Source organism: Brevibacillus brevis (genome assembly GCF_022026395.1).
Classification (GTDB): Bacteria; Bacillota; Bacilli; order Brevibacillales; family Brevibacillaceae; genus Brevibacillus.
Map to the genome: position 1 here is coordinate 4,437,391 of NZ_CP041767.1, position 17,494 is coordinate 4,454,884.

A 17,494-nucleotide genomic window follows, 5' to 3' on the forward strand; every position below is an offset into this window, starting at 1 on the left:
ATTTAATTCAATCAGAGTGTAAAACTTTCAATGATTCTTTTCAATCTTCTTACTAGTTCATCATAAGTAACGATATCTACAACGTTCTTGTACTTTCTTTTTATTATTTCTAAGTCATGACGTTGTTCATTATCCAGATCGTTTTCTCTTCCAAGTATTAATATTGCATTAGGGTTTGTTATTGTAATTTGTAAATTCTCAGGGAGACTTTTCTTGTATCGTTCGGTAAGGACAGATTCGCCTCTTTTCCCCCATTTATTTAAGTAAAACAAATATTTTTCTATCTGCATTATAGTTCCAGATAGTTCTTTAAGTGGTATATGGTTATCTCTATATTTATTTTGTGAAATAATGCTATTTTGACTTGGTTTCTTTATTTCAACAATATCAATATTACCGTTTGAATCAATCAACATATAGTCAAGTCTTCTTGATTTTCCAGTATATTCATCTTGGAACTGTACCTCATCTATTACTGATATATATTTCGGATATATCAGCAGTAAGATATCAATTATTTCACTTTGCCAATCTTTTTCTGAAAAACCAAGTTCATTCTCAAGCATATACTCTAGCCTTTTCAAGATCTTGGTGTACTTTACAGTTTCATATTCAAAAAAGGTAGATCGTAAAGTAGATTTCATCATATCAACGGCTTTATTCGAAACATATGAATTATAGTCTTCAGTAAAATCTTTTTTTATACCTATGTACTCTCTTAAAACGTTGTCTATTCTTGACAAAGAGTATTTTCTTAGTTCAGTTGAGTTGGGAAATACACTCAGTAGTTGCTCGAAAATTTCAATTTTCAAATCTAGTTGATTAGGTCCAATATACAAGTCATTCTTTATTACATTTGCAACTTGCCGAAAAATTGAAATGTTATTCCATGTTTTAAACATTGCAACTCTAAATTTTATATCTTTATGAATATATAATTCTTGATTTATCCCGAGAGCATTTTTATTAATTTTGAAATAATCACCTTCAATTTTTGCGAAACGAAACTGTATTTCGTCATATGAAATATAATCTTCTTCATCTTGAGGAACGTATACATCTTCTTTAAAAAAAGTGAATGTTTTCCCAATTGTAATTTTTTTATTATTCTCAAAGGCATCTTCTATCCATGATATTCCCCCCATCGGTGAGTAGCATAGAACTAATTGCTCTTCAATTTTTTTAAAATATATCATACGTTCTCCTTTTCAAATATCAAATAACATTTAGGTCATTCACGACGTCTGCATGATCTAGTCTTCTTCAAAACTCCACTTGGTGAGCAAGGGACGAATGGTCTAAAGCGTAAGTACCGTCTCGAAAGCACTTACCTATATTTCATGATAACACCAAATGGAAAATGGTGGGCAATCTAAAAATCTCTGAATGCAAAGGTCAGCAGCTCTACTATTCCTTATAGCACTCACACAGAAATATTCTTATATCTCAATATCTTTTGACGTCACTTATGATAAGGCTCACCGAGTTTTTGATCAACGGCAACGATGAAAAAAAGGAAGAGGTTTTTTGCCCTCTTCCTTCCTCCCCTATCTAATTAAGATGTAGAACTATTCCAATGGTTAAACCAATAATCACTTTAGCCAAAACATCTGTCCAGAAGCACGTCGTAACTACCACTTTAGCCAATCGGTTTAACACTTGGTTTATTTTTTGTCTCATGCCACTTACCTCCATGTTTCCAATTGGTGTGGAGGAAAAAGAAGTAAGTGAGCAAGAATACCTTTCAAAACAAATGGGGTAAGCCATTTAGTGTAGTGGCAGTTAAAGACATTTTGAATAACCAGCTTTATATGGGCAGAATCTGTTTCAATAAACATGAGAACTGGTCAACCAAGAAACGAAAAGGCATCAATGCTGACTATATCGAGGTGTCTGGTGATCATGATCCCATTATTTCTGAGGAACTTTGGAACACTGTACAAGCCATGCACAAGACAAAATCAGAAAAGCGAGCATCAGTATTTCATGGTTCCTTCCCCTTTACTGGAGTTATGCGCTGCCCTATGGTTGGGCATGGGATGGTTGCCATTGGAAGCCAACCACAGATTACAGAAGATGTGGTAAGGGAACTTGGACAACGTCAAGAAGTGGGCAAAGAACCACTAGAGCAGGAATTGAAGCATCTGGACAAGGAATTAGAAGATACGCAAAATGGCAAAGCATATGATGCTGTACGAAAACGATATGCTTGAAGTTGAAATATTGAAAGAAAGTTTGCAAGAACTAAGGGAATTGGAACAACGGTTGAAGGTACAGAAAGCGGAATTGAGAGCAAGTTGCATGCTGGTGATGCCGCTCCGATACCGTTTGAGGTATTGAAAAACATGCTACGGGAGTTTCGGAATGTGTTTAAACGGGCTAATCATGTCAAAAGGAAGCATTTGTACATGCAATGATAAAGGAGATTATTGTGAAAGGGGATAGGAAAATAGATAAAGTTGGGTTGAAGTTTGATATTCCAATAAACACTTTACTCGTGGGATAGCAAGAAAATAACAAGGCGAAGCAAGTAACAGATGCTTCGCCTTACCCCTTGACCCAATTAGCTCTGAGAAAGTTATTCCGACTAAGGGATCAAACCTTTTTATATAACGGTTGATCCAGTTTACACAAAATTCTTTACACCCCCACCAAATATATTTTTGCTTAAATATTGTTTGAAATATTGATAAACTTCAACCCGCCATATATTCAATTGCTGCGTTTTTTATCATTTCTATCCTAACATCTTGAATATATTTCATTCTTAAGTCATCTAATTCAGCATCATAAACTTCACCTATATTAACAAATTTAAATTTTAATCTCTCAATTATTTTAGGAGAAAGCCTTAAATTATCTATACTATGGCTTCTAAGAATTTTATAGAGTGATTCACCTTCTGATACTTGAATCTTATGACCACATCTAGGACAAAAAGCAAAGGTTTCATCAGCAGTTTTATAATCACATTTTGAATTTGAACATTGATACTCATTACCATCTTTTAGATTTTCTATTAACTCTTTAAAACCCGGCGATGTCGGATAGTAAGCTTGATTTGTATCTTTATTAGTAGAGACATTGTTCATTTCGGAAATATCCCTAAGAATAAGATCGGTAAAGAGTAAACTTGGATTTAATGCCATATAATATCCATGTTGATTTTTCCCCAAGCTTTTTTTACTATAATCAATCATTATGATATTAGAATAGGCAAGTATATCAAACAATTGTGGTACTTGGTCATATAAAGTAGTTGATACATAAAAACCTGCAGATAACTTCTTACTGTTTTTCCTCTGTTTATTATTCCATTCCCTTAAGTTTGGAATAATTACTTCCTTCATAAGGTCTTCCGCAGCTTCAATATAATTTCTATATTTTACAAGTCTTTGCTTTAGAGTACTAAATTCTTTCCATTTACTATCAAAAACCGTTCTTAATGCGGCAATAACCTTTGGAATACTGATAGCTTTACTAAAAGCTCTTGAATTTTGCAATTCATCAATAATATGGAAGGAAAATCTTGGATTACCGTTACTACAAGCGCAAATTATGTCTATTACGGCTTTATTTACTGTTAGCTTATTCCAATAATCTAGGTCAAATTTTTGAATTCTTACCTTAAGAATATCCTTGATATAATTTAGATCTTCTAAATTTGTCGCCGCCCAATCCAACCTTAGCTCTTTAGCATCTTGGCCTTTTTCAAAATACTTCCCATAATTTGTTATACCTGGATATACAGCAGCTTTACAAGCTATCTTTGGATGCCTAAGTGCTTTAAACAATGTAAAGAACTTTTCCTGTTGGCTGAAAGAAAACACGTGTGCTGCTTCATCAAATAGTAGTACTATTCTCTCAAGATGAAAGTCTTTTATTAGATCAACAAGAAAGTTCTTAAAACTAGTCGGATTCTCAAGTATATTTACTAATTCAATAGAAGGTACGTTTTTACCTAGCGAACTATTATCTTCTATATCCCCTTTCTCTAATACTTGAATATAATCCGATAAAATCTTTGCATAATAGCTATAGTTATTTTTATTATTACTTCCAAATATTTTAGTTAGACGATCTTCTAGACGTTCAATACTTGCAGGTTTTAATTTAATTATATGCTCTAAAACCTCGTAAAGAATCTTCCCCATAGTCCATTGTAAGAAGGGGTCTAAGGATGTATTGACTACCTTAATTCTCTCAATTCTTATCGATTCTTCAAAGCTTACCCAAACTGCAAGAACACTATTTTGACCGAAGGTGTTCTTTGCAAGCAATTCCACCGATTTCATAAGCATGGTTTTACCACTACCACGACTACCTTCCAATAGGTACTGTTCAGTATCAAGTAATCGTTTAATCTTATCATCACTTCGTTCAATAAAATATTCCTGAATTAAACTGTCATCTAAACTCTCAGTTCTATCAACAATATAGTCCCCAAGAGAGTTTAATACCGTGGTCATAGCCTAATCACTCCAGAAAAGTTAGCTAGTTCTATAATTTCTTTGTCCTTTTTATCATTAAATCTAAGAATATACATTACTGTTACAATACTTAGAGTCCTTAAGAATTTTTCCTCATAAAATTTGAACAGTTGCTTATTGTACTTTATCTCCAAGCCATTTACTTTCGTTAAAGTTTTATAGCGACCATGTACAACATCGCTTAGTTCTGCATAAATCTTTTTTAAGAAAGTACTAACTGAGTTCTCACTAGTTTCTTCAGAGTCTATTGTTTCGTAGAAGGTTTTTATATATTTTGTTGTAAAAAACAAATGTTCATTAACTAACGTAGAAACATATTTGTCTGCTTTTAAATCATGTTGTTGGAAAAGCCTATACTCAATCTCATGGTCAAAAAAGTATAGTGCGCTACATGCAAGCTCTAGAACACTTCTTAATGCTAGTATCGCTAATCGATAAAATCCGCTTGATGCCGAGTGTACTGAAGAAATTGTATCGGAAATTATTTCATTCCATAGTTCGGCAACTTGTTCATTACCTTTGGTAATATTTTCATGAATAGTCATTAATGCATTTAGACTAGAGAGAATCTTATTAAAATCATTATCATTAATGGTCTGTTTTTGTATACTTACTACAGGTTCGATAAAACCGCTAATAAATGTTGCTTTTGTATAAGACATATGTATTCCCTTCTTCAACCATCTATAGCAATATTTTATATTACCAGAAATAATTGGACAACTCTTATATTACATAAAACTCTAAATACTGCTCCCCTATTATCATCACTTATTGTAAGGTTCCCCATGACTTGAAAATCTGCAATAACTATCTAAAAAAAACTGTAGCCGTTATTTATGATAAGGCTCACCGTAACGGGTCGGACGGGCATTTTCTACTGGTATGAAATAAGGCTATCACAACAATAGCTCCATGGCTGCGCGTTCTTTATCCGCAATCTCGAGCAACAGCTTAGACGCGTGCACGAGCTCTTGGTGCTCACCTGTTCTTCCTGCATGGTCGATTGAAGCAGACACGCTAACCCACATTGGAGCGATCTCTGTAAACATAGAGTGGGCTTGTTCGATCCTCGGGTCCTCCAGCCGATCAGCACATTCTCTCAAATAATCCCTATACAGATTCCGAAATAAAGCGCCGCCAGTTCCCGCCCGCTCCATTAGCGTCGCGGTAAGACATAAATCATGTTCGAAATTGTTGCTGCGAGAAGGCCATTTCAAGATTTCATTGCTCATTTTAACAACGCCTCTATTGCCAATATTCTGAATGGGCGGGTTCAGATAGTCATGCGCATTCATGGTCAAGGATTCGCGCATAGCAGAAACAAGCGGAAGCAATGCGTCGTTTGGCTCGATCGTAAAGGAACGATTCCGGGAGCTCATGGGTCCCTTTGCATTTCTGGCAGCGGCCAAGCTTGTCAAACTCGTCTTCACTAGTCCACCCTGTTGTCTGGTGTCCGCCAAGTAGGCGTATTCGTCATCTATACCGTAAAGTACCGCATAGTGACCGGCGAAGTGCACTTTGTTCGTAAAATAATCCAAGTAATAGGCATCTAATTTAAGCCCAACCGGAATCCCGTGTTCAATGCTGCTTCGGACGTTCTGCCACGCCTTATTAACGGACGAGGTTTCTTGATATCTGACGTTCAAGCCGAGTCGTTCGGCGAGATAAGCGGTCAGTTTATCCGGTTTTATCCTTCCTCCGATGAAGGGGAAGTCCATTCCCTTCGAATCCCAGTATATGAATCCAAGCCCTTGCCCGAGTCCGAACAACATCGGCTCAGACAGGTGGACTCCCGCATATTGCATTAAATTGCCCATGGCGGTTGTTTCGCAATGTTCGCCTTGATAAGGGATGAAACCTTCAATAAATTTGACCATGGCTACTTGCCTCCTCCAATAATTCATGTATGAAACGTCTAACGAACGCTTGCTCGCTCTCGATTAAGCTGAATGGATGCAAGAACAACGCCCTTACGTTCAGCGGCAAGCTAGCTCCGCCTTGTGATTCGTACTTCTGTCTTATTTTTATCGAGGCTTGTTCAAGAAAATCCAGTCGTTTCCGTAAAGCAATGACGGCCTCTTCCTTCCCGATATGGGGCAAAGCGGCCAAACCGAGATCGAAGCGGTTGTCACGTTCCCGTGTAGACGACAGACTGTCAAGAATTTCATTTCTCAGCTTACGTATACCCACTTCGGTGAGGGCAAACCGGGTCGGCGCTGGCCCCTTGCCGGACTTCTCGTCGGATGTCTCGGGTGAGATCCATCCTTTATCGCTAAGTTTCTTCAATCCTGTATATATCGAGGTTGTACCGATATTCGCCCATTCTTTATAACCTCGCTGTTCGACTAACTTCATAATATCGTATCCGGAAGCTTGACGATGTTCCGCGATCATTTGCAGGAGCATGAATTCGACATTCGATAATGTATGCATAGAGAGACTCCTTACCTTTAATATTTCATATGTGAAATATAACGTAGGTGTAATAAAAATTCAATAACCGAATCAGCTAAAAAACTACAGCTTGAGAATGTTCAAATCAGGAACTGACGAACTTCCGAATGTATGGGTCTTGAGGTTGATAATGAAAGCGCAAGATCTTGAAACGTACATTCCCCTATACTAAAAATGGCAATTAGTTGTAACGAAAAATGGGGGAACGAACATGGGTAACAAGGTGGAAGGATTGTTAACTAACGCAGATTTTCGCAGGCTCTGGATTGGGCAAACTGCATCACAGTTTGGGACTCAGGTTGCATTATTAGGAATGCCATTAGTGGCAGCTCTCTATTTAGGGGCCAGTCCCATGCAAATGGGGTTTCTTGGTTTTGCCGAGTATGCGCCATTTATCATTTTCGGTTTGCTCGCTGGTGTATGGATAGACAGATTTCCCCGGCGACCAATTCTTGTCGCCGCTAACTTTTTCAGGGGTGCATTACTGCTCATTGTGCCGCTGACAGCCCTAACTGGATTCCTGAATATGACGGTACTATATTTGGTTGCCTTCATAGTGGGGATCTGTACTGTCTTTTTTGATGTTGCTTATACATCCTTTTTGCCTTCCATTGTGAGCAAGGAGCAGCTTGTTGATGGGAACAGCAAGCTAGAGACAAGTAAATCTACCGCGCAAATTGCTGGGCCGGGTTTATCAGGTGGACTGGAACAGTTAATAACCGCTCCTTTTGCAATATTGTTCACGTCGGTATCCTTTTTTGTATCCGCTGTGTACATAGCCCGGATTCGCAAGTTGGAGACAGTCGTGACAGATGCCAACAAACAAAAAAACATGTGGCTGGAAATGAAAGAAGGGCTGCATACGGTTTACACAAAACCGTTGCTGTGGGGAGTGGTGCGCTGCTCAACAATCTTTAACCTTTCCTGGAATGTTATTTTTAGTGTTTATGTTCTTTATGCATCGCAAGAACTCAAAATCAGTGCGAGCATTCTTGGCATCATTTATGGAACGCTAGGACTAGGGTACCTATTTGGCTCTCTGCTTGCCCAAAGGGCTGTACACCGTTTTGGAGTAGGTCCAACAATTGTGGGTTCCGCTACGATCGCAGCCAGTGGCGGTTTGCTTGCTCCATTAGCAGTAGGATCAGAATTAAGTATGGCGTTGATTATGATGACGGGACAGCTTCTTTTCGGAATGGGTGTCTCCATGTTTAGCATTAGTACCATCAGTTTACGTCAAGTAATTGTACCCGATGCCCTGCAAGGTCGCGTGAATGCTACGTTTCGATTTATCTCGTGGGGGTCTTTACCGCTTGGTTCGTTAATTGGAGGGATGATAGGGGGCACAATGGGTTTACGGTTCGCTTTATTTGCGGGTGGCATTGGATTGTTAGCTTCGGCTTTTACATTATTGTTCACCCCATTTTTACAACTACGTATGAAATCATTTCATGAAGTAACATTGGAAAAAGATGTGTCTATAAAGAGCTAAGGAGTGCCTTAAGAAGTATGAAACTAATGGTATCAATCGTTGTCAGCAATAAGAAAAACCAGGAAGACCATCTTCCTGGCTAGTACCGAATGCCGAGCTCTGCCGCCAACACGAGAAACATCGCATGCGACCAAAGGAGCGGCACAGCGGGATGCCCTGCCCTCTCCACCCACATCTCATAATGAGTCGGAGAAAGCAAATGCTCCTGCACTTGCTCAGGCAGTCCGCTCGCTTGCCGCTGGGACACCATCCACGCCGCTATCTTTTCGGCTTCTTCACGCCTGCCCGTTTTCACGTAATACCAGCCCAGCCACGCAAATAACAACAGCCACTGCCCCCCGCCGTAATACGTATCGGTCGGATAGCGATGTACGCCGTATCCTGCGCGCAGCTCCTCTTCTATAGCCTGCACGGTTCGGATCATAAGCGGATCAGCCACGTCGACGATCCCATACGGCAGTGCCAGCCAGAGCAGACTAGCATCCACAGAATGATCCCCAACGGATTTTATCAATCGCCCGTTGGCTGTACCATGCTCGCATATGAATTGGCGAATGGTCTCTCCTTGCTGAGTCGCCTCCCGCTTTTTGCCCGGACTTTTGGGCAGCTTTCGCAAGCGGTTTCCGGCCGTGGACATCCTGCTTTGGAAGGCGACAGTGATGAAATTAGCAACTGGCTGCACAGCTCGGTTGTCGACATTGCTTTTACCGTTATGCCTGATAAGGAAATGCAAACGTTGCCGCTCTTGCAAGACGAAATGATGGTCATTTTGCCAGATACCCATCCGCTGAAAGATAGTCAGACTCTTCGTTTTTCCGAAATTGCAGAGCGTTGTTTTATCATGCCAAAGGTTGGCTGCATCCGAAAAATGCTGCAAGAGAATCACATCACCCCAACAGTTACGTTTGAAGTGCGTGAGGTGTATACGATTTTGACCATGGTGCAGGAGTATATCGGCGTCACCATCGTAGGGAAGAACAAGTACCCTTATTTGAGTGAGAGGCGTTTTTTTTTAGCATATGGGGTTTGAGCTGGCAGACCAAGCAGAGTCGTATTTTCAATTAGTGGCATGGAAATGGTGAACGATTCCGTCCATACCACGTTTGATGGCATCTTCCTTGCAATGATGCAACAATTGTTTCGCATGCCCGTTCTCTTTATATCTGCCAGAGACCCACAAACAGTTAATATACATATAATTGGGCGCTTCAATTGGAACCCATGCCATTTCCGCAGGCAAGTACTCAATAAACACTTTTGCTCGCTCATCCAAGCGATAAAAAACCAAACCTTCATCCATTCGCTCTGTCAGCCACTTCTTCTTCTCAGCTACTGAATGTTCGTATTGTTTTGCACCTAATGCACAGCATATGTGCTCCGCTTCTATATTCTTTTTCGTGATTTCTATATACTCCATTGTTTACCGCCTCCACCTTTCCTCTGCTTTTATCTATGATCGCGGACGATTTGACCAAGCCTCTCAATGCCAGATTCAAAATCGGCGATCGAAGCGTACCCATACGAGAGCCGCACATACCCTTCTTTCGTCTCCCCGTAAATGTTGCCCGGATTCAGCAGAATGCCCTGGCGTTTGGCTGCTGTAAAGAGCTCCATCGTCGAGAGCTTTCCATTCATTTTCAGCCAGATGAAATATCCTCCGTCAGGTACTTCCCACGTCGCGAGCTCACTCATGTGCTTCGTAAGTGCCCGGATGGCAGCCGCTCGTCTTGTAATGAGCTGCTCTCTGACCTTGTGCATATGCCTCTCATACAAGCCACTTGCCAGCCACTCCTCCGCCACACGTTGTGATAGTGAGCTGACTCCGTAATCCGTCTGCATCTTGATATCGGCCAGGCGTTCGATAACTGGCTCTGGCCCCACTACCCAACCAATCCGCAAGCCGGGGGTCAATGTCTTTGACAGGCTCCCGATGTACAGGACATGTCCGTGTTTATCTCTAGCCTTGAGCGGCAGCGGTGGAGGCTCTTTCGTCCACAGCTCGCGGTAAATGTCATCCTCGATAATCGGCAGACGCTCTTCTTCACATACCCGCAGCAGCTCCAACCGGCGTTTTTCTGTCATCAGGATGCCTGTTGGATTATGAAAGCAAGGATTGGTGTACAGAATCGCCCCATGCTCCTCTTTTCGCCTCGCATAGATCGCCTGTGCAATCATCCCCTGACGATCCATCGGCAATCCGGCAAGCTCCATCCCCGCCGACTGGAACACATGCAAGGAATTGAGATACGAAGGCTGTTCCAAAAACACAGTTGAACCTCGATGCAATAACCCAACCGAAATGAGCTGGAGCGCCTGCAATGCACCAGACACGATTAAGACAGAAGAAGGCGAAGCTGTAATTCCTTGTCGTCCGACATATTCACTGACCGCTTGGCGCAGGGGAAGGTACCCTCTCGGCTCTTCATATCCAAATCCGCTAAGGTTCCTCGTTACCCGCTCCATGACTTGCTTCATCGTATCGACTGGAAACATGTCTGGGGAGAGCTCTCCTTTGCTCAGCTGAATCAGGTCTGACTGGAATTCACGCTTATTGATTTCTTGCACCGACGTCATGCTTGGCTTGTGCAATCCAGATCTGACGTACTCACTCCAATCCGGCGGTGGTGTCGTAGCCAACAGCGTCCAGGTATTATTGACAACGACAGTGCCCATTCCCAGCTTGCCCTCGATCAACCCGTCTGCTGTCAACTCCTCCAATGCCGCAATGACCGTGCTTCGATTGACTTCGAACGCTTGTGCCAAGTCGCGTTGGCTGGGGATTTTGCTGCCAATCGGCCATTCTCCTGTAGATATTTTTCCTTTGATAAAATCAATAATTTTCCGATATTTCGGCAACCGTTTCTCTCTGTGCAACCTGATCGATCCCTTCCTCTTCCTCATCTTCATAGGTAAAAGTGGTTGGTTTTTTTGATAGCCGAGTGGTTGCAGATATTTTACCACTTCTTGTTTACCATGGAAAAGAAAGAAGAAGCAGAGAATAGCAGGTTGGTTTTTTCATTCGAAGGAGGGAAGTTATCTTGTTTCATCCTGTCAGAAGTCGTATTTTCGCTGCACATGCCATCAGCATTTTGTTATGGGCCTCGGCCTTTGCCGGTATTCGCGTTGGGCTGCAAGCATACTCGCCGGAGCATCTCTCGCTGCTTCGCTTTCTGATTGGTTCTCTTTTTCTCGGGATACTCGCACTGTTTTTCCGCATCCGTCTGCCGGAGTTAAAGGATGTCCCAGCTATCCTTCTGCTTGGGGGCTTGGGTTTCGCCGTTTACCATACAGCGCTCAACTACGGGGAGATGAGCGTAAGTGCAGGTGTAGCCAGCCTTTTGGTCACGACGACGCCGATCTTTTCCGCTCTCCTCGCTCTCCTATTCTTCCAGGAGCATTTCGGTGTGAGAGGCTGGTTCGGTGCACTGATCAGTTTTCTAGGAGTCGCCATCTGTACGATTGGCACAGGAGAGACCCTCCAAATAACAGACGGAATATTCTTGATTTTATTGGCAGCCAGTAGCGAAAGCATTTACTTTGCGTTTCAGAAGCCATTCGTAGAAAAATACGGCGTTCTCGCGTTTACGGCCTACACCTTATGGGCAGGTACCTTCTGCATGCTCTTCTTTCTGCCCGGACTTGGCACAGCGATAGCTCAAGCGCCTTGGGATGTGACACTCAGTGTTGTGTATTTGGGCATTTTCCCAAGCGTTGTTGCTTATTTGTCCCTCGCCTATGTGACTTCTGTCGTTGGCACCTCGGAGGCTACTACCTCCCTTTACATGACGCCAGTGCTCGCTTTTCTGATTGCTTGGGTGTGGCTGGGTGAAGGTCCTACGCTTGTGACGATGGCTGGTGGCGTTGTGACGCTTGTCGGTGTCCTGCTCGCAACGATGAAGCCTCGGTTATCCAGAAGCACATTCAAACACCAACCCTTTTAGAAACGCCAGTATTTCCATGCTTGTCGCTATAGGCGTATCGATCGGAATCAATATGCTTGGAGCTTGGAATGACTACCGTTTTGCTTTGCGGATGCCTCGTAACCATTTGGATCAGAGAGAGCTTTACATCGAGCTTTGACTCAGTCTCCTCCGGGAGAAACAGAACCGGGCATCTCATTTGTGCGCAGGCATCCTCAAAGTGCAAATCACAGACTGTCTCTATGCTCAGCGAGGCAGGTGCTCCCTTGCAAGCGCCCCTTGCCCTCACGACAGAGGAAGCGGTTGCTCTGATTTTGTCCTATGAAGCTCTCCCCTCCTTCGGACAAGCCATTTGCAAAAGAAACCCTGTCTGTGATAGCCAAGCTGCTTGCGAGTATTCCAACAGAGTCCTGAGCTGAGCATAGCAACAAATGGTGTCAATAGATGTCAGCAATAAGAAAAACCAGGAAGACCCTCTTCCTGGCTAGTACGGAATGCCGAGCTCTGCCGCCAGCACGAGAAACATCGCATGCGACCAAAGGAGCGGCACAGCGGGATGTCCTGCCCTCTCCACCCACATATCATAATGAGTCGGAGAAAGCAAATGCTCCTGCACTTGCTCAGGCAGTCCGCTCACTTGCCGTTGGGACACCATCCACGCCGCTATCTTTTCGGCTTCTTCACGCCTGCCCGTTTTCACGTAATACCAGCCCAGCCACGCAGATAACAACAGCCACTGCCCCCCGCCGTAATACGTATCGGTCGGATAGCGATGTACGCCGTATCCTGCGCGCAGCTCCTCTTCTATAGCCTGCACGGTTCGGATCATAAGCGGATCAGCCACGTCGACGATCCCATACGGCAGTGCCAGCCAGAGCAGACTAGCATCCACAGAATGATCCCCAACGGATTTTATTAGTCGTCCGTTGGCTGTGCCATGCTCCCGTATGAATTGGCGAATAGTCTCTCCTTCTTGAGCGAGTTCGAAAGCTCGGTCGGGCAAATAAGGCTCCATCGCCTTAATCCCGGCATAAATAGCCCCTAGCGTCACCGGGTGGATACGGTCTCCTCCCTCTTCCCAGCAATCAAAGTTAGGGAGCTGCCAGCACGCCACTACATAGTCAATCGTCAGTTCAATAGATGGCTTCAGCTCGTGAATCAAGTCATACTCCCCACTCATCCGCACATGCTCAGCCAGCCCCCACAGCCATGTCCCGTAGCCATCGAGCTGAAAGCTGCCCCATTCACCTATCACTTCTTCTCCGTCCGCAGTATAGCGTGTATGCAAAAAGCGGTCGTTCCCCGCCTCATTTTTGTCTAATCCTTTTTTTACTGCCGTAATGGCTGCTCTTGCTTTTGTCTCATGCTTTCGGATCACAGAATCGCACCACTGGTAAAACTTGCGGGCACTCCCATGGTTCCCAGTACGGTTCATCGCGTATGCTGTAAATGTTCCATCGCGGAGCCACGCATACTGATAGTGGACAAATGCGGGTGAAGCGAGATACGCCCCGGTACTCGCTTGATGCTGTAGGATCAACTTTACACTTTCCTCGATCAGGGTCATGATTATCCCCCCTTATTCGGACAAGCCGACTTCGTAACAAAAACAGTCGCTGCTCGTCTTCCGGCTATGCTTTTATAGCATATGCAACCGACATCCAAACGAAAACCCAATCTACATAGCAAAAGAAAACCCACTGGATGCGCATATCCAGCGGGTTCGGTGCCACTTAATTTTGTGAAGGTACATCGGTATGTTCCGATTTCAGAAAATGCTGCAGCTCCTCATAAAAAGTCGGGTTGCAAGCCATCACGCTGCTTTTTTGGTCGTACGGCAGTGGTGTCCCCGTCATAGTCGTCACCCGCCCACCGGCTTCCTCTACAATGATGCGAGCTGCCCCGAAATCCCACGCATTGAGCTGCATACTGACGTAGCCATCCAGTCTCCCCGCAGCCACATACGCCATCTCCAGAGCGGCGCTTCCCAAAAGGCGCATTCCGCGAACCTTACCAGCAAGCTTTTTCACAATCAAATCGATGCCGATCTGCTCAGCACGCTTGTTCCAAAATACACTCGTGCATAACAAAGCTTGCTCCAGGCTCACTTCTCGATTCACCTGCAAGGGACGATCATTCAGAAAAGCCCCTTCCCCTTTTACCGCATAAAACAACTCGTCTCTGGAAGGATCGTAAACGGCTCCGACCATTCCCTCTCCCTTATGGTAAACGGCAATAGAAACGGAAAAATTGATTTGCTGATGCACAAAATTGGTCGTGCCATCAATCGGGTCGATGACCCAAAGCGTGTCATACTGCTTGTAATCCTCCGCATGTGCACTCTCTTCTCCAAGAATGCCGTGATCAGGGAAGCGTGCAAGAATCATCTGGATGACGTGATTCTCCACTTCTTTATCTACGGCTGTAACAAGATCGGAGGCAGATGTTTTATACTCGACGGTAAAAGGCTCCTTCATTCGCTTCAGACTCAGCTCACCCGCTGAACGGGCGCATTGCAAAGCTAGCTCCTTGAGAGCCGCCAGTGTTGATGCTTGCACACGTATCGCCACCTAAAACTTGACTTATTTTTTCGCAAAGCACACCCTTTTCTTCTGGAATAGAGAGGCTTCGACGTTTTATTTGAAAATGATGAGACAGCTCGTGCTAAAAAACGGTCATGCTATATGATTTAGTGTACCATACTTTACCTGCTGTTACACCACACGTTAGCCATGAGGGATACGCCTTAAAGTGCGCGGATTATTGAAAAAGGGCCTCTCCCTCGTCATTTTCTGACCGGGGAGACACCCTTTTTTACATGACTACTTTAGCAGCAGCGCGTTACGCCGCCTTTTTCAAATCGTTCGGTCAATGCGTACATATAGTACTCACGCTCTGTCATCGGAAAGATCCCCGGTGCCCCATGTGTCTCGTACCAATGGGCGAGATACCGATCATAGTCGGGCATTCCGAAAATGGTTTTAATAGCAGAGCTCACTTTGCGTATTGCCTTTCGCATGGCTCTTAGCTTGCGCCTCATGCTACGTGATGTCCTTTCCCGTCAAATACATTTCCTTTGGACTTGATGTACGGCGACTCCTGCAACGGATAGTGCTTGCCGCGAAGAATATTGATCCATACCCGCGCTCCGTCGAGAATGATCCCAACCGTAATGACCATGAAGATCGCACATACCACCGCATCGATCTGGTCGTTGAAGATCATTTTTTGTGCAGCTTCCACCGTTTTTACCCCTTTGGGCAGCGTACCGGCATCCAATGCCTTTTGGAATGCTTCTGCGTGTGAGAGGAACCCGATTTTTGGATCAGGATGGAACAGCTTTTGCCAGCCTGCTGTCAGCGTAGCCGTCGTCAGCCAAGCCATCGGTACGAGTGTGATCCACGAGTAAGCCGCTTTGCCCATTTTGAAAATAATCGTCGTTCCCACTGTAAACGCAATCGCGGCGAGCATCTGGTTGGCGATACCAAAGAGCGGCCACAGCGTGTAAATGCCTCCCAACGGGTCCATGACACCTTGAAGCAGGAAGTATCCCCATCCGATGGTAATGATCCCGGAACCAATCAGATTACCTGGCAGCCAGTTGACTTCCTTCATTTTCGGAATGACGTTGCCGAGCATGTCTTGTACCATGAATCGTCCGACACGTGTTCCCGCATCGATCGTCGTCAAAATAAAGACAGCCTCAAACAAAATCGCAAAGTGATACCAGAATGCCATTAATGCCTTGCCACCCAATACACCGGAGAAAATCGTCGCCATTCCGATAGCCAGTGACGGCGCTCCGCCCGTCCGGGAAAGGATCGTCTTTTCTTGAATGTCGTTGGCAAGAGTGGTTAATTGGTCAGGGGTGACGGTATAGCCCCAGCCCGTTATCGTCGTCGCAACCTGGACCACATCCACGCCAATTGCTGCAGCAGGTGAGTTGATCGCAAAATAGACTCCGGGAGTCAGCACGCATGCTGCAATCATCGCCATAATCGCGACGCCAGACTCCATCAGCATCCCGCCATAACCGATCAAAGGCGCATGCGATTCCTTCGCGATCATCTTCGGTGTCGTTCCAGAAGACACGAGTGAATGGAATCCCGATACGGCACCGCACGCGATAGTAATAAACAAGAAGGGGAACAAATTTCCTGCAAAAACAGGGCCAGTACCATCAATGAACTTCGTCAGTGCCGGCATTTGCAATGGTGGCAGTGTCAGCACGATTCCTACCGCCAATACCGCTATCGTCCCTACTTTCAAAAACGAGCTGAGGTAATCGCGCGGTGCCAATAGCAGCCACACAGGCAAAACCGAGGCAATAAAGCCGTACACAATAATCATCCAGGCAAGCTGTACCTTGGAGAACGTAAAGGCTGGTCCCCATGTTGGCGATGCAGCAACGATTTGACCGAGCCAGAGGGAGAAGAACAAGAGAGCAAGCCCGATAATCGATCCTTCCAATACCTGCCCGGGTCGTATATACCGCATATACAATCCCATCAATATCGCGATTGGCAGCGTCATGAATATCGTAAAGGTAGCCCACGGTGATTCAGCTAGCGCGTTAACTACAACCATCGCCAAGACTGCAATCAAGATGATCATAATGGCAATAATTCCGACCAAGGCAAGCGCTCCGCCAACAGGACCGATCTCTTCCTTGGCAATCTGACCGAGAGACTTTCCATTGCGACGCATTGATCCAAACAGAATGATAAAGTCCTGCACCGCTCCACCGATCACGACCCCGACGATAATCCAGATCGTTCCCGGCAAATATCCCATTTGCGCAGCCAGCGTAGGACCTACGAGCGGACCTGCACCTGCAATCGCAGCGAAATGGTGCCCAAACAACACCCATTTGTTCGTTGGCACGAAGTCTTTGCCGTCGTTGTTCACTTCTGCCGGAGTGGCGCGATTGTCATCGAGCGCCATTAGTTTTTTGGCTATGAATTTACTGTAAAAACGATAAGCTACAGCATAAGTGCAAAATGCGGCAGTCAGTAACCAGAACGAGTTGACTGATTCCCCTTGCCAGAGGGCTATCATCCCGAATCCGACAGCACCCATTGCGGCTATCCCGCCCCAAATCAAGAGGGAAAGAAACCATTTCTTCATCCGAGTCG

At 44.5% G+C, this 17,494-nt stretch carries 14 protein-coding genes and 2 pseudogenes; 4 read left to right on the forward strand and 12 right to left on the reverse strand.

What is annotated here, in order from left to right; genetic code table 11:
• Window positions 1–11 precede the first annotated feature (11 nt).
• The gene (locus tag FO446_RS21085) at window positions 12–1,196 is read right to left on the reverse strand and encodes a Shedu immune nuclease family protein (protein WP_237898979.1); all 1,185 of its coding nucleotides are present in this window, start codon (window positions 1,194–1,196) and stop codon (window positions 12–14) included.
• Between the two features lie 531 nt (window positions 1,197–1,727).
• On the opposite strand from FO446_RS21085, the gene FO446_RS21090 reads away from it, so the two are divergent.
• Window positions 1,728–2,213 (forward strand): recombinase family protein, encoded by a 486-nt coding sequence (locus tag FO446_RS21090; protein ID WP_221868086.1) that lies wholly within the window; start codon window positions 1,728–1,730, stop codon window positions 2,211–2,213.
• A 483-nt stretch (window positions 2,214–2,696) separates the two neighbouring features.
• On the opposite strand, the gene FO446_RS21095 is transcribed toward FO446_RS21090, so the two are convergent.
• The 4 genes from FO446_RS21095 to FO446_RS21110 all read right to left on the reverse strand — a co-directional run bounded on the left by FO446_RS21095 (window position 2,697) and on the right by FO446_RS21110 (window position 6,926).
• Window positions 2,697–4,469 (reverse strand): ORC-CDC6 family AAA ATPase, encoded by a 1,773-nt coding sequence (locus tag FO446_RS21095; protein WP_221868085.1) that lies wholly within the window; start codon window positions 4,467–4,469, stop codon window positions 2,697–2,699.
• Window positions 4,466–5,152: a hypothetical protein gene (locus FO446_RS21100; RefSeq protein ID WP_221868084.1), complete on the reverse strand. Its 687-nt coding sequence runs from the start codon at window positions 5,150–5,152 to the stop codon at window positions 4,466–4,468. Before FO446_RS21100 ends, FO446_RS21095 begins: the two co-directional genes overlap by 4 nt.
• Window positions 5,153–5,389: 237 nt before the next feature.
• On the reverse strand, window positions 5,390–6,370 hold the full coding sequence (locus FO446_RS21105; RefSeq protein ID WP_229088118.1) for a BtrH N-terminal domain-containing protein: 981 nt from the start codon (window positions 6,368–6,370) through the stop codon (window positions 5,390–5,392).
• On the reverse strand, window positions 6,354–6,926 hold the full coding sequence (locus FO446_RS21110; RefSeq protein ID WP_048034144.1) for a PadR family transcriptional regulator: 573 nt from the start codon (window positions 6,924–6,926) through the stop codon (window positions 6,354–6,356). Before FO446_RS21110 ends, FO446_RS21105 begins: the two co-directional genes overlap by 17 nt.
• Window positions 6,927–7,158: 232 nt before the next feature.
• Here FO446_RS21110 and FO446_RS21115 point away from each other — a divergent pair, with 232 nt between their 5' ends.
• Window positions 7,159–8,439, forward strand: a complete 1,281-nt coding sequence (locus FO446_RS21115) for an MFS transporter (RefSeq protein ID WP_232774827.1) — start codon at window positions 7,159–7,161, stop codon at window positions 8,437–8,439.
• Between the two features lie 79 nt (window positions 8,440–8,518).
• Here the strand turns inward: FO446_RS21115 and FO446_RS21120 are convergent, their stop codons facing one another.
• Window positions 8,519–9,076, reverse strand: a complete 558-nt coding sequence (locus FO446_RS21120; protein ID WP_370646719.1) for a glycoside hydrolase family 15 protein — start codon at window positions 9,074–9,076, stop codon at window positions 8,519–8,521.
• Between FO446_RS21120 and FO446_RS21125 the strand changes: the two are divergent.
• Window positions 9,012–9,409 (forward strand): annotated as a pseudogene (locus FO446_RS21125) (LysR family transcriptional regulator substrate-binding protein); the annotation flags it as partial. The gene FO446_RS21120 and the pseudogene FO446_RS21125 overlap by 65 nt on opposite strands.
• Window positions 9,410–9,517: 108 nt before the next feature.
• Here FO446_RS21125 and FO446_RS21130 read toward each other — a convergent pair.
• Both FO446_RS21130 and FO446_RS21135 read right to left on the reverse strand, forming a co-directional pair.
• Window positions 9,518–9,856, reverse strand: a pseudogene (locus FO446_RS21130) (GNAT family N-acetyltransferase); the annotation flags it as partial.
• Between the two features lie 29 nt (window positions 9,857–9,885).
• Window positions 9,886–11,340, reverse strand: a complete 1,455-nt coding sequence (locus FO446_RS21135; protein ID WP_221868178.1) for an aminotransferase-like domain-containing protein — start codon at window positions 11,338–11,340, stop codon at window positions 9,886–9,888.
• Between the two features lie 137 nt (window positions 11,341–11,477).
• Here FO446_RS21135 and FO446_RS21140 point away from each other — a divergent pair, with 137 nt between their 5' ends.
• On the forward strand, window positions 11,478–12,380 hold the full coding sequence (locus FO446_RS21140; RefSeq protein WP_237898981.1) for a DMT family transporter: 903 nt from the start codon (window positions 11,478–11,480) through the stop codon (window positions 12,378–12,380).
• A 463-nt stretch (window positions 12,381–12,843) separates the two neighbouring features.
• Here FO446_RS21140 and FO446_RS21145 read toward each other — a convergent pair whose 3' ends face one another.
• The 4 genes from FO446_RS21145 to FO446_RS21160 form a co-directional block, all read right to left on the reverse strand.
• A complete protein-coding gene (locus FO446_RS21145; protein WP_221868081.1) occupies window positions 12,844–13,926 on the reverse strand; it encodes a glycoside hydrolase family 15 protein in 1,083 nt (360 codons plus the stop codon).
• A 166-nt stretch (window positions 13,927–14,092) separates the two neighbouring features.
• Window positions 14,093–14,917 (reverse strand): inositol monophosphatase family protein, encoded by an 825-nt coding sequence (locus FO446_RS21150; protein ID WP_221868080.1) that lies wholly within the window; start codon window positions 14,915–14,917, stop codon window positions 14,093–14,095.
• Between the two features lie 269 nt (window positions 14,918–15,186).
• Complete coding sequence (locus FO446_RS21155) at window positions 15,187–15,399, reverse strand: CstA-like transporter-associated (seleno)protein (protein WP_173610867.1); 213 nt, start codon at window positions 15,397–15,399, stop codon at window positions 15,187–15,189.
• Window positions 15,396–17,486, reverse strand: coding sequence for a carbon starvation CstA family protein (locus FO446_RS21160; RefSeq protein WP_221868079.1), 2,091 nt, complete (start codon window positions 17,484–17,486; stop codon window positions 15,396–15,398). The genes FO446_RS21155 and FO446_RS21160 overlap by 4 nt, the downstream gene beginning before the upstream one ends.
• Window positions 17,487–17,494 lie beyond the last annotated feature (8 nt).

Coding starts and splice junctions, on each gene's coding strand:
- FO446_RS21085 (WP_237898979.1), bottom strand. CDS start 1,196: ATGATATATTTTAAAAAAATTGAAGAGCAATTAGTTCTATGCTACTCA.
- FO446_RS21115 (WP_232774827.1), top strand. CDS start 7,159: ATGGGTAACAAGGTGGAAGGATTGTTAACTAACGCAGATTTTCGCAGG.
- FO446_RS21155 (WP_173610867.1), bottom strand. CDS start 15,399: ATGAGGCGCAAGCTAAGAGCCATGCGAAAGGCAATACGCAAAGTGAGC.
- FO446_RS21110 (WP_048034144.1), bottom strand. CDS start 6,926: ATGCATACATTATCGAATGTCGAATTCATGCTCCTGCAAATGATCGCG.
- FO446_RS21100 (WP_221868084.1), bottom strand. CDS start 5,152: ATGTCTTATACAAAAGCAACATTTATTAGCGGTTTTATCGAACCTGTA.
- FO446_RS21095 (WP_221868085.1), bottom strand. CDS start 4,469: ATGACCACGGTATTAAACTCTCTTGGGGACTATATTGTTGATAGAACT.
- FO446_RS21120 (WP_370646719.1), bottom strand. CDS start 9,076: ATGTCCACGGCCGGAAACCGCTTGCGAAAGCTGCCCAAAAGTCCGGGC.
- FO446_RS21135 (WP_221868178.1), bottom strand. CDS start 11,340: ATGAGGAAGAGGAAGGGATCGATCAGGTTGCACAGAGAGAAACGGTTG.
- FO446_RS21145 (WP_221868081.1), bottom strand. CDS start 13,926: ATGACCCTGATCGAGGAAAGTGTAAAGTTGATCCTACAGCATCAAGCG.
- FO446_RS21105 (WP_229088118.1), bottom strand. CDS start 6,370: ATGGTCAAATTTATTGAAGGTTTCATCCCTTATCAAGGCGAACATTGC.
- FO446_RS21160 (WP_221868079.1), bottom strand. CDS start 17,486: ATGAAGAAATGGTTTCTTTCCCTCTTGATTTGGGGCGGGATAGCCGCA.